Annotated in this window: 6 protein-coding genes and 2 pseudogenes; 4 read left to right on the top strand and 4 right to left on the bottom strand. The window is 72.8% G+C overall.

The window, feature by feature from the left end:
• Positions 1–81: 81 nt before the first annotated feature.
• Positions 82–1,464: an MFS transporter gene (locus ABEB13_RS01565; protein WP_345703912.1), complete on the top strand. Its 1,383-nt coding sequence runs from the start codon at positions 82–84 to the stop codon at positions 1,462–1,464.
• Between the two features lie 732 nt (positions 1,465–2,196).
• Here ABEB13_RS01565 and ABEB13_RS01560 read toward each other — a convergent pair.
• Positions 2,197–3,528, bottom strand: coding sequence for a glycoside hydrolase family 125 protein (locus ABEB13_RS01560; RefSeq protein WP_345703911.1), 1,332 nt, complete (start codon positions 3,526–3,528; stop codon positions 2,197–2,199).
• Positions 3,529–4,027: 499 nt separating this feature from the next.
• Between ABEB13_RS01560 and ABEB13_RS40155 the strand changes: the two are divergent.
• Positions 4,028–4,510, top strand: a pseudogene (locus tag ABEB13_RS40155) (DUF5060 domain-containing protein); the annotation flags it as partial.
• A gap of 32 nt (positions 4,511–4,542) precedes the next feature.
• Positions 4,543–5,889 carry an apiosidase-like domain-containing protein gene (locus ABEB13_RS01555; protein WP_345703910.1) on the top strand — a complete coding sequence of 449 codons (1,347 nt, stop codon included), beginning with the start codon at positions 4,543–4,545 and terminating at the stop codon, positions 5,887–5,889.
• Between the two features lie 81 nt (positions 5,890–5,970).
• Here ABEB13_RS01555 and ABEB13_RS01550 read toward each other — a convergent pair whose 3' ends face one another.
• From ABEB13_RS01550 to ABEB13_RS01540, 3 genes and pseudogenes are all read right to left on the bottom strand, one after another.
• Positions 5,971–8,463, bottom strand: coding sequence for a glycoside hydrolase family 2 protein (locus ABEB13_RS01550; RefSeq protein WP_345703909.1), 2,493 nt, complete (start codon positions 8,461–8,463; stop codon positions 5,971–5,973).
• Between the two features lie 41 nt (positions 8,464–8,504).
• Positions 8,505–9,341 carry an acetylxylan esterase gene (locus ABEB13_RS01545; RefSeq protein ID WP_345709498.1) on the bottom strand — a complete coding sequence of 279 codons (837 nt, stop codon included), beginning with the start codon at positions 9,339–9,341 and terminating at the stop codon, positions 8,505–8,507.
• Between the two features lie 85 nt (positions 9,342–9,426).
• A pseudogene (locus ABEB13_RS01540) lies at positions 9,427–9,489 on the bottom strand (hypothetical protein); the annotation flags it as partial.
• Positions 9,490–9,825: 336 nt separating this feature from the next.
• On the opposite strand from ABEB13_RS01540, the gene ABEB13_RS01535 reads away from it, so the two are divergent.
• Entirely contained in the window at positions 9,826–12,216 is a 2,391-nt protein-coding gene (locus tag ABEB13_RS01535) for a WD40/YVTN/BNR-like repeat-containing protein (RefSeq protein ID WP_345703908.1), read from the top strand.
• Positions 12,217–12,301 lie beyond the last annotated feature (85 nt).

The following is a 12,301-nucleotide window of genomic DNA, read 5'->3' as shown; positions in this document are numbered from 1 at the left end:
GGAGCAGGCGGGGCCGGCCGCCACCGCGCTCGGCCCCCACGCCCCCGTCCAACGCCCTTATCCACGAACGGATCACCGCCCATGACCGGGAACACGACCACGCAGGCTCCGGCCGACACGGCGTCGTCGCCGCGTACTCGATGGTGGGGGCTGGTCGCGATCAGCCTCGGCGTCGCACTGATCATCGTCGACTCCACCATCGTCAACGTCGCCATCCCCAGCGTCATCCAGGATCTCGGCATCAGCTCCAGCGACGCCCAGTGGGTGCAGGAGACCTACACGCTGGTCTTCGCCGCCCTCCTGCTCGTCGCCGGACGCACCGGCGACCGCCTCGGGCGTCGGCGCCTCTTCCTGATGGGGACCGCCGTCTTCACCCTGGCCAGCGTCGTGGCCGCAACGGCGGCCTCGGGTGCGTTGCTGATCGCCGGCCGGCTGCTCCAGGGCGTCGGCGGGGCCATGATCCTGCCCACCTCGCTGTCCCTGATCAACGCGAACTTCCGCGGCCCCGACCGGGCACGCGCCTTCGCGGTGTGGGGCTCCACAATTGGCGGTACCGCCGCCCTCGGCCCGCTCCTCGGTGGATGGCTCACCTCCCACCTGTCCTGGCGCTGGGCGTTCGGCATCAACCTTCCTCTCGGCATCCTCGTTGCTGCCGGGGTCTTCCTGCTCGTGGCCGAGAGCAAGGACCCGCATGCCGAACACGGCGTCGACCTGCTCGGCGCCGTCCTGTCCGTCATCGGCTTCACCGGTATCGTCTTCGCGCTCATCGAGGGCCGTACCTACGGCTGGTGGCAGATTGAGCGCCCCTTCTCCGTGTTCGGGGCCCGCTCGGCAGAGGGCCTGTCCCCGGTGCCCGTCGCCCTCGCCCTCGGCGTCCTCGCCCTGGGAGCCTTCGGCGCCGTCGAACTCCGCCGCAACCACCAGGGCCGCACCGCCCTCCTCGACCTGCGCCTCTTCACAATCCCCTCCTTCCGGAACGGCAACATCGTCGCGGGGGTGGTCAGCCTCGGTGAGTTCGGCATCCTCTTCTCACTCCCGCTCTGGTTCCAGAACGTACTCGGCTACACAGCCTTCGACGCAGGCCTCGCCCTGCTGCCGCTGGCCGTCGGAAGCTTCGCCGCCAGCGGCCTCAGCGCCGTCCTCGCGCCCCGCATCGGCACCATCAACCTCGTCCTCGCCGGCATCACCTGCGAGATCATCGGCGTCGCCGGCATCGGCCTGATCCTCTCCCCCACGGCAGCGGCTGGCAGGTCGCCCCCTTCCTCCTCATCTACGGCGTCGGCGTCGGATGGGCCACCGCGCAGATCACCGGGATCGTCCTCACCGACATCCCCGTCACCCGATCCGGCCAAGGCTCGGGCATCCAGAGCACCACCCGCCAAGTCGGCTCCGCCCTGGGCATCGCCCTCCTCGGCACCGTCCTGTTCACCACCCTCGGCACCGACCTCCGCAGCACCCTTCTAAACCACGGCACGCCGGCCGACCGTGCATCGGCGCTGACCACGAGCGTCCAGTCCAGTGCCGGGACCTCCATCCAACCACTGCTCCACGACCCGGCGACCCGCCAGGCCGGCAAACTGGCCCGAGAGTCCTTCACGACGGCCACCTCGGTCGCCGCCTACACCGCCGCCGGCGCCCTCACCCTCGGCCTGGTCGCAGCCGTCCGCCTCAAGCGCAGACTCGCTCCCACGAACGAATCCATCGCTACGTCCCGAACTCCGTGACGAATCCGCAGACCCGAGCCGAGCCCCAGGAAATCAAAGGGACTTGATGAGGGAGTGCAGGGGACGTTTCCCGCGTTCCGAATCGTCGGGTGACTCCTCCTTCGGCAGGAGCCGGTGGCTTCTCGTCGGCCGGGTCGGCATGGCGACGTGCCGGCCCGGTCGAGAGAACGTTGACGGCTGCCACGGTGTCGATGTGCGCCGTTGCCCCGCGGTCGCCTCCAGTGAGCTCCGGCAGTTGGCGCGTCGGCGACTTCGCCGAGCAGCTGCCTGGGCGGCGGCGCGCTCACGGGTGTCCGCGCGAGTTTCCGGCCCAGGGCTACCCCGGTTGTGGTGCGGCGTTCTCGCGCCATGGTTCGTTTGTGGGCCGGCGCAACTGTGGGCACCTGCCTCTTCGCTGCGTAAGCAGTGCAACCGGCGCCACCCGCCGGACGCGCAAAGAGTGGGAGCACAGCCCCGCCCCCGCCCCGCGCGGCTACGCCCCTGGCAGCGCCGGGTACAGCGGCGTCGGCGACAGACCGGCCAGGTCCAGCCACAGCTCGCTGAACATCGCGTTTGCCCAGCCGAACCAGGGGCGTGTGAAGCGGGTTGGGTCGTCCACATGGAAGCTCTCGTGCATCAGGCCGGTGCCTCCGTCGGTCGCGGCGAGCAGCTCCAGCAGCCGCAGTTTCTCGTCCCGGTCGCTTGAGGTCAGTCCCTGCATCGCCAGCGCGATGGGCCACACGAAACTCTCCGGCGTGTGCGGACTGCCGATGCCGCGGGCGGCGCGCCCCTGAAAGAACCACGGGTTGGCCGGGCCCAGCACCGCCTCCCGGGTGCGCAGGTACAGCGGGTCGTCGGGGGTGCACCAGCCCAGGTAGGGGAGCGACAGCAGGCTGGGCACGTTGGCGTCGTCCATCAGCAGCGCTCCGCCCAGGCCGTCCACCTCGTACGCGTACACCCGTTCTCCCTGGTGCGCCATGGTGCCGTATGCCCGCACCGCCGCGGCGAGCTCCGCCGACAGGGCCGACGCCTCGGCCGCCAGGGCCGCCCGGCCGGCCGCCGAGGCGAGCTCCCCCAGACCGTGCAGGGATACCGCGGCCAGCGCGTTGGACGCCACGGGGTAGCCGTACGCGCACCGGTCGTCGCTGGGTCGGAAGCCTGACCAGGACATGCCGGTGACCGCCACCGGTGCGCCGCGTCCGCCGCGCGGCAGGGTGTCCCCGGCGGCCGGGCCGCCCACCCGCCGGAAGGTGTACGACGATCGCGCCTCGTGGTCCTGCTCGGTGCGCATCACCTTCAGCACGGCCCGGCAGGCCCGGGCGAATTCTTCGTCCACGTGTTCCAGGGAGCCGGTGGCGCGCCACAGGGCGTACCCGACTTGCAACGGCGCGCACAGCGAGTCCAGCTCGTACTTGCGCTCCCAGATTCGTGGCCCGGGCCGCGGCTCGTCGGGGTAGCCGGCGCCGGCCCCGTCCGCGGTGACGTTGAAGGCGTTCGCGTACGGGTCGATCAGCACGCAGCGGACCTGCCGTCGCAGCACGCCCCGCAGCACCCCGCCGACCTCGGGATCGGCGGCGGCCGGCAGGTACGGGCGGACCTGCGCGGCGCTGTCGCGCAGCCACATGGCGGGAATGTCGCCGGTGATCACGAAGACGTCCCCGTCGGCGGTCGGACGCATGCTCGTCAGCCAGGTGTCGGCGAAGCAGCGCGCGAAGCACGCGGCAGCGCGCGGACCAGCGCCGACCTGGGCCTTCCGGGCCCGCTCGGCCAGGTCCCGCAGGGCCTGCGGCAGGCGGCGATCGGGTGCGGGGTCGTGCGGGGTCACGTCGGCTCCAGTCGTCCGCCCGTCGGGAGGGGCACGGCCCGGGAGTGAACGGCCGTGCGACGGCGTCGCCGTGCGACGACACCGCAGCGACCGTAGATCGGCCCGGCCGGACCCGACCATGCCTTCCAGTCACCTGTTCCTGCCCGCCCCGCGCACTGACGTTCTCCTCCGGTGACGCTCCGCCATTGACGCCGGGCCTTTGAGCGGCTTTCAACAGGGTGACGTTGCCTGATGCGGCACCAGTTGTGGCGGAATGGCGATGTGCGGGCTTCGGTCTCCTGCGGCCCGGGTGGTTCGCTGTGCTGCCTGTTGCCGCGGTGCTCCGAGAGACTCGCCGCACACCTGGACCAGGGGCCGGGCCGCGCACGGGTGGGCGGAGGATCAGGTGTGCGCGGCGGCCGGTCCCGCTGGCAGTGGACCTTGACGGCGTTCCTACCGCCATCGCCCGCGTTCCCAACGCCCTGTGACCCGCGGCCACCCGGCGAGGTCGACCTCGTCCATGCCACCCGCGACTGCGAACCATCGTCGGTCCGCTGCGGACCCAGCACGACGTGGATCGTCAGGGATCCGGCTGCGGCCGGTGCGCCGCCGCTCGAGGGCCCAGGTCCTGCAACGGTGCCGTCAGGGCGGGATCGTCCATGATCCGGTGATCAACCGCCATGGCCGCCGCCGCGAACCCGGGACCACGATGGTCGCAGCGGGGCCGCGGCGGGTGCCCGGTTTGCGGCGGTGCCGCCGGAGTTGGACGGCAGGTGGGAGAGACATGACGACGACTGGCGGGCGCCCCGACCGGGTAGCCCGGGGCTCGGTGGCCGAGTGGGTGTTCGACGCCCGCGGGTGCCACCCCAACCCGTATACCGATGTGGTGGTCTCGGCCGAGTTCTGTGGCCCCGGTGGGCAGGTCTGCAGCATCGAGGGCTTCTTCGACGGGCAGCGGTTCCGCGTGCGTTTCAGTCCTGACGAGGTGGGGCCCTGGCACGTCAAGGTTTGCTCCCGGCCGCACGACGACGGACTGTGCCTGGAGGCCGCCTTCGAAGTGCTGCCGGGCACCAGCGGCCCGGCCCGCGTCGCACCTGGCACTGGCTGGGGCTTCACGGACGCCCGGGGCCGGCCGCTGTTCGTCCTCGGGGACACCGCGTACCACCTGTTCGGTATGGCGCACTGCGGTGCCGACGTGGGCGCCTATCTGCGACGGCGGCGCGAGCAGGGCTTCGACCTGGTCCGCGTCCGGGTGCCGGTCAGCCCGTTCCATCCCCGAACGGGCACAACGACTGGCAGGCGCGGTCCTGCTGGCCGTGGGGTGGCAGTCCGCAGTACCCGCTCTTCGACCGGTTCGACGCGGCCTGGTTCGCGACCGTCGACCAGGTGGTCGCTGAGGCCTCCAGGATCGGCATCGGGCTCGAACTCATTGTCGAGGGCTGGGGGACGGAGTTCCCCTTCAATGCCCGCGGGACGTTCACCGCGGAGTGGGAGGACCTGTGGCTGCGCCATCTGGTCGCCCGCTACGACGCCTGGGACAGCGTCTGGATCTGGACGCTGATGAACGAGTACGAGTTCTACCCGGACGGCGTTGCCCGGTACGACCGGGTCGCCGACCTGTGGGCCCTGCGGATGGCCCGCCGCCTGAAGCAACTCGCGCCGCATGGAAAGGCGGTGGCCGTCCACAATGGCCCGGCCGGTCCCCCGTTCGCTGAGCGATTCGCTGTCGACCCGGGTGCCGTCGACGCTGTCATGGTGCAGTCCTGGGGCAGCCACGACGCCCACGAGGGCTGGCTGGCCACCGGGTTGGAGACCAGGATCGGGGAACTCCTCGACGGCTGGCAGGGATCGGCCCTGCTGTCCGAGTACGGCTACGAGCGCAACCCCGCCCTGCCGCTGAACCTCCCGCTGCACGAGTTCTGCGACGTCGAACACACCCGGCGCGGAGCCTGGCGCGGGGCGATGTCGGGGCTGGGCGTCGTGCACGGGTTCGACAACACCTGGGGCCCGTTCCTGAACCTCCAGGACGACCAGGAGGGAGTGGCGGCCCTGGTGCACCTGGCCCGGTTCTTCCGCGAACATGTCGACTTCCACCGGCTGCGTCCCGCCCCCGGCCTGGTCGCCGGACCGCGCGCCGAGGAGGGCCGCTCGGCCCTCGCGATGCGCGACTGCGCGGACGGCACGGTGGTGCTCTACCTGCCCGTCGGCGGCAGCGTGCGCCTCACCGGGCTGGGCACGGCGACGGCGGCCGTCCGTGGCTACGACCCGTGCACCGGAGTCCTGTCGGAGCCCCGGGTGCAGGCCTGCGACCTGCCGTTCGGCGCGGCCGTCGGTGCGGGGGACGACCTCCGGGACCACGTGCTGCTGATCACGCCGGGCTGACCGCCGCCCGGCCGGCCGACCACGGCGACCCCTTCCCGAACCTGTCGGGAAAGGGCCGCCGTGCCGGGTTCGAGCCCGGACTCACCGCTCCACGAGGTCGTTGACGCAGCGCACGGTCAGCGGGTGCTGCCAGCGCGGGTCGTCGGCCGGCGCCGTGGTGCGGGCATGGAAGACGTGCTCCTCCCCGGGGAGCAGGGTGACCATCTGCTCGTCGACCGAGGCGTCGTCGTCAAGCCGGTCCGCGTGCAGCACGACGTCGCGCAGGAAAGTGCGGGCCAGGACGCGCACGCGGACGCCGTCCGGGACGGCTTCGGTGGTCACGGAGAAGCGCGCGGCGGGCAGGTCGGCTGCGATGTCCTCCACGGTGAGAATCCGGTCCCGGACGGCTCCGTCCTCACACACCGTCACCACCATCGGGAAGCCCGCCGGGTGGTCCGGCGCCAGTTCGACCGGCACGGAGGCGGTCGCGCCGACCGACAGGGCTACCGGGTGGACGGCCTGCGAGAGCAGCTCGCCGGTCACCGTGTGGACCTGGACGGTGATATCGGTCCGCCAGGCGTCGGCGCCGTTGTTGGTGAGCCGGACGAAGGGGCGGCGGCCGGTGGCCAGCGACACGGCGGCGTGCCGGGGCCGGTAGGCGGCGCGCAGCGCGTACCAGGCGAGCTTGCGGTGGCCATCACCGTCGACCGTCGCCCAGGAGGCGACCGGCCAGCAGTCGTTGAGCTGCCACAGGATGGTGCCGGAGCAGCGCGGCCACTGGCCGCGCAGGTGGTCGACGCCGAAGCGGACGGCACGGGCCTGGTTGAGCTGGGCGAGGTAGATCCAGTCGGCCATCTCCTGCTCTGGGTCCTTGCTGCGCCGGTCCGGCAGGTGCGGCAGGATGCCGCGTTGCAGCTTGGCGACGCCGTCCTTGGCCTTCTGGTGCGCGTCGGCGACCGGTCCGGTCGGGGCGGGTGGCCCGTCGTCGATCGCGCGCCGCACGGTGGGCCAGCAGGCCGGCCCCTGGAAGCCGAACTCGGCGACGAAGCGCGGCTGGTACTCGGCGTAGGCGGTCCAGTCGCGTTCGTTCCAGACGTCCCAGATGTGGATCGGCCCGTGCAGCGGGTCGTTCGGGTGCAGGTCGGAGGAGCCTGACCAGGGGCTGCCCGGCCAGTACGGACGGGAGGGGTCGAGCTCGGCTACGATCGCGGGCAGCAGTTCGGTGTAGTAGCCGAGCCCCCAGGTGCGGTCGCCGAGGACCTCGGGCCAGCCCCAGTCGCGGTGGCCCCACAGGTTCTCGTTGTTGCCGTTCCACAGCACCAGGCTGGGGTGCGGGGCGAGCCTGGTGACGTTGTCGCGGGCCTCGGCGAGGACCTCGCCGCGCAGTGGCTCCTCCTCGCTGTAGGTGGCGCAGGCGAACAGGAAGTCCTGCCAGACCAGCAGGCCCCTCTCGTCACACAGGTCGTAGAAGTCGTCCTTCTCGTAGATGCCGCCGCCCCACACCCGCATCAGGTTGACGTTCGCCTCGACTGCGTGGTCGAGGGCGGCGGCGTAGTCCTCGCGGCTGAGGCGGGAGACGAAGCAGTCCTCGGGTATCCAGTTGACGCCGCGGACGGGCACGTGGACGCCGTTGACCAGGATCTCGAACGGGGTCCCGGCCCGGTCGGGCGCGGTGTGCAGGGCGGTGGTGCGGAAGCCGATCCGGCGCGTCCAGCGGTCCTCGGTGCCGACGCCGGACGACAGGCCGACCTCCAGGTCGTAGAGCGGCTGTTCGCCCAGGCCGATCGGCCACCACAGGCGGGCGTCGGGCACCTCGACGGTCAGTTCGGCGGTGTCCGCCCCCGCGGGGACCGGGCCGGTGGCGCGCCGCCCGGCGATGGTGGCGGTAAGCAGCAGCTCGGAGTCCGGGGCGTCGGGGTCCCGGCGCACGGTGACGTGCGCGGTGGCCGCGGCGGGGCCGTCCTGGCCGGGGCGTTCGACGGTGACGACGGGCCGGACGGACTCCAGCCGCGCGCCGCTCCAGCTGAGCAGTTCGACTGGCTTCCAGATGCCCGCGGTGACCAGCGTGGGGCCCCAGTCCCAGCCGAAGTTGGCAGCCATCTTGCGGACGTGGTTGAACGGCTCGTCGTAGGTCGTCGGCAGCTCGCCCGACTCGGCCCGGCGGGCGTCGGTGTAGGCGTACACCGAGTCGATGCGCACCCGCAGTTCGTTGCCGGCCGGGACGAGCAGGTCGGTGACGTCGAAGACATGGGTGCGGTGCATGTTCGCGGTGCGGCCGACGACGCGGCCGTTGATGCTGATCTCGGCAACGGTGTCTAGGCCGTGGAAGACCAGTTCCCGCCGGGTGGCGCCGGCCGCAGCTGGGAGGTCGAAGACGGTGGTCCACGTCCAGCCGGAGCGGCCGATCCAGTGCTGCTCGGCCTCGTTCAGGCCGACGTACGGATCGGGGAGCAGGCCTGCGGCGAGCAGGTCGGTGTGGACGCAGCCGGGGACGGCGGCCGGCACGACCCGCCCGTGGAGGTCGGCGGGTGCGTCGGGGTGCGGGTCGGTGAGGGTGAGGCGCCATCCGGCGTCGATGGTCGACCTGACGGTCATGGTGGTGCTCCTGGGTGGGTCGAGTCGGGGGCCTGAGGGGGTCAGGGGGCGGTGCGACCGGTGACCTGCGCCACGAAGGCGACGTGTTCGGCGAGCTGGTGGTCGCCGCCGCCCTCGTGAGCGGCGTACTCCCAGACCCGGATGGCCTTGTCGGCGCCGCCGGCGTGCTCGCCCCAGCGGTGGTATGCGGCGAAGACCGTGGACGGCGGGCAGACCGGGTCCATCAGCGCGACGGAGTACCGCACCGGGGCGGTGGCCCGAGCCGCGTGGTTGGCGCCGTCCAGGTAGGACAGCGTGGCGAAGACCCGGGCCACCTCGGCGGGGCGGCCCCGCAGGTAGTCGGTGATCTCCCGGTACGGGTGAGCGGCGGTGATCTGCGTGGCACGCCGGAAGTGGGAGAGGAACGGTACGTCGACGCACGCCCCGGCCAGGCCGGGGCGCAGGCCCGCCACCGCGGTGGCGATGCCGCCGCCCTGGCTGCCGCCGGCAACCACGATCCGGTCGGGGTCGACCTCAGGGAGAGCAGCGACGGTGTCGACCGCCCGGACGGCGTCGGTGAACAGCCGCCGGTAGTAGTGGTACTCGGGGCCGGCCAGGCCGCGGGTCAGCACGCCGCCGGTCTGCGGGGCGAGGTCACCGTCGTGGGTGTCGGCCGCGCCGTACGGGCTGGACTGGCCCCGACTGTCCATCAGCAGGTGCGCGTAGCCGAGCGAGGACCACAGGGTCGGGTGCAGGGTGGTGCCGCGTCCGCAGCCGTACCCGAGGTACTCCACGACGGCGGGCAGCGGGCGCCGCACCCCGCGCGGCAGCCACAGCCAGGCGCGGACCGGCTGGCCGTCGAAGCCGGAAAATGTGACGTCGTAGGTGTCGACGTGGATCAGGCCGTTCTCGACGCGCCTCAGTAGGGGCGGTAGCGGCGGCGCGGGACTCCGCCAGCGTCTTCGTCCAGAAGGCGTCGAAGTCCTCGGGCTCGGCGCCGTCGAAGCGGTAGGCGTGCAGGTCTGCCAGGGGAAGGTCGGTGAACACGGGGACCTCGGGGAGTGCTGGGCCGTGAAGGCGGGGAGCCCGGAGCGGGATGCCCGCGGCGTCGGCGATGGAGAGCCCGGGTGCGGGGCTGCGGTGACGTGCGGTTCACCGTAGTCGGGGACGGGTCGCGGGAGGAGGGGCGGAACCCGACTGCGCACGGTCGTCCATGTTCCGCAGCCGCGGTGCTCCGCACGGGACGCGCCGGTCACGGGCGTCCATGCGACGGGCATCCCGGGCCATGTCGGCCGGACCGGCAGGTGCCTACGCTGCGGGTCTCGACGGCCCGGGAGACGGGCACACCGCCGGACCACCGGCACCAGGGACACGGAGGCGCACATGCTCGCCCGCTCGCTCAGTAGACCCGCACCGTACCGCCGGGCCACGGACCCGCCCCGGCGCCGCCGGGCCCGGACTTCGGCGGCCGCCGGATTCGGACTGCTCCTCGCGCTCGCAGTTCCGGCCCTCCCGGCGCAGTCCGCGGCGGCGGCAGCGGACCGTCAGGAGAGCGCGGCCTGCGCCGGCGCCAGGGCCGCCGACTACCGATGGCAGCCGCTGCGGATCGGCGGCGGCGGCTTCGTCACCGGCCTAGTGATCCACCCCCGCACCCCAGGTGTCGTCTACGGCCGGGAGGACGTCGGCGGGCTGGTCCGGTGGGACGAGGTGACCCGCAGCTGGACGCAGCTGCTGCGCGCCGACCGGGTGCCGGATCCGAGGGACGCCGACTACGGCGTGGAGAGCGTGGCCGTGGCCGCGAGCGACGACCGGGTGGTGTACGCGGCCGTCGGTGACGGCGGCCCGGACGGACGGGTGCTGGCCAGCCGGGACCGCGGCGCGCACTGGAGCGACGGCGGGCAGCGCTGGCTGGTCGAGGGCAACAACAACTACCGCACCGGTCCGGAACGCCTCGCGGTCGACCCGGCCGACGCGCGGACGGTGTACTTCGGCACCCGCACCCAGGGTCTGTACGTCTCCACCGACGCCTCCCGGCACTGGACGCAGGTGGCGCCCGCCCAGCTCCCGGTCGGAACCGGCGGCACCGGCGTCGTCTCGGTGCTCTTCGACCCGTCCGGCGGGACGCTGGGCGGCCGTACCCGCGGCATCTGGGCGACGGTCGCCGGTGCGGGCGTCTACCACTCCACCGACGCCGGCAACAGCTGGCAGCTGGCGTACCCGGAAACCGGCCGCACCCCCACCGACGCCAAGATCGCCGATGACGGCACCCTGCTGGTGGCGTTCGGCCCCGCCGGCGGCGCGGCCTCCTCGATCCGCCGGTTCACGGCCGCCGACCCGGCCGGGCACGACCTGACCGCGCCGCTCGCGCAGGGCGGCTCCTGGTTCGTGGCCGTCGAACCCGGCGACTCCGCCAAGCTGCTGGCCGCCGACGACGCCGTCCGGGCGGGCCACCTGTTCCGCTCCATCGACGGCGGCGCGAGCTGGCAGCCGCTCGGTTTGACCCTCGACTACCCGGACATGTCCTGGCCCAAGGACACCACCGAGAGCGGCTGGCTCTCCACCGGCACCCTGGTGTTCGACCCGACCGCGCCCGGCCGGGTCTGGTTCCCGCAGGGCATCGGGGTGTGGCGCGCCGACGACGCCTTCGCCGCCGATCCCGTCCTGCACTGGCGGTTCGTCTCCGCGGGCATCGAGGAGACGGTGACCTACGACCTGGTCACGCCGCCCGGCGGCGACCCGATCAGCGCCGTCGCCGACCGCAACGGCTTCCGGCACACCGACCCCGGCGCGTACCCGGCCGCCCCGATCCTCACCGACCAGTTCTCGGCGGGCACCAGCCTCGCCTATGCCGGCCTGAACCCCCGGTACGTCGTCGCCGTCTCCAGCGACACCCGCGCCCAGTATGCGCCGCTGGACGCGAGCTGGACCAGCGACCCGGCGTCCGGCTACTCCACCGACGGCGGTGCCACCTGGACCCGCTTCGGCGGGCAGAAGTCCGATATCACCCGCCGCTACGGCGGCAACATCGCAGTCTCCGCCGACGCCTCGTCGATCGTCTGGATGCCGACCATCCCCGCGAACTACGCCGCGGACCCGGCCAACGCCGACCGCCCGGCGGAGCAGGCCCAGCCGCTGAACGTCCCCTACGTCAGCCGCGACAACGGGCGGACGTGGACCGCCGCCACCGGCGTGGACCCCGGTCCCGGCATCCACGACATGATCTGGTGGGGCGCCAAGCGGGCGCTGGACGCGGACCTGGCCGCCCCCGGCACCTTCTACCTGGCCACCACCCGCGGCGACGGCGAGTTCTTCCGTTCCACCGACGGCGGCTCGACCTGGGCCCGGGCCACCGGGACGCCCCCGCCCACCGCCGGGACCGACGCGCACGTCTTCGGTCAGGTCCACGCGGTGCCCGGCCGTGCCGGGAACGTCTGGCAGAGCACTGCCCAGGGCGGCCTCTGGTACACCCTCGACGGCGGCGGCTCCTGGACCAGGACCGCCGGGGTGCAGCAGGCCCGGGCGTTCGGCTTCGGCCGGGCCGCCACCCCTGGCGGCTACCCGACGGTCTTCGCGTACGCCCAGGTCGGCGGCTTGTGGGGCGTGTGGAGTTCCGCCGACCGCGGTACGACCTGGACCCTGACCGCCCGTTACCCGGCCTGCTACTACACCGGTGTGAACGTCGTCACCGGCGACATGAACACTCCCGGTCGGGTCTACGTCGGCTTCACCGGCAACGGTTTCGTCCAGGGCGACCCGGCGCGCCCCCGCCACTGAACACCCCATCCCGTGACGGTCGTCCATGACCCCGTGCCCATCCGTCATGGACGGCCGCCCGCGGAGCGTCCAGGCTGTGGAAGTG

The sequence above is a fragment of the Kitasatospora paranensis genome, assembly GCF_039544005.1.
In the GTDB taxonomy this organism is placed as follows: Bacteria; Actinomycetota; Actinomycetes; order Streptomycetales; family Streptomycetaceae; genus Kitasatospora; species Kitasatospora paranensis.
The sequence above is the reverse complement of the archived record's forward strand: the minus strand, read 5'-3'. Positions and strand labels throughout refer to the sequence as shown.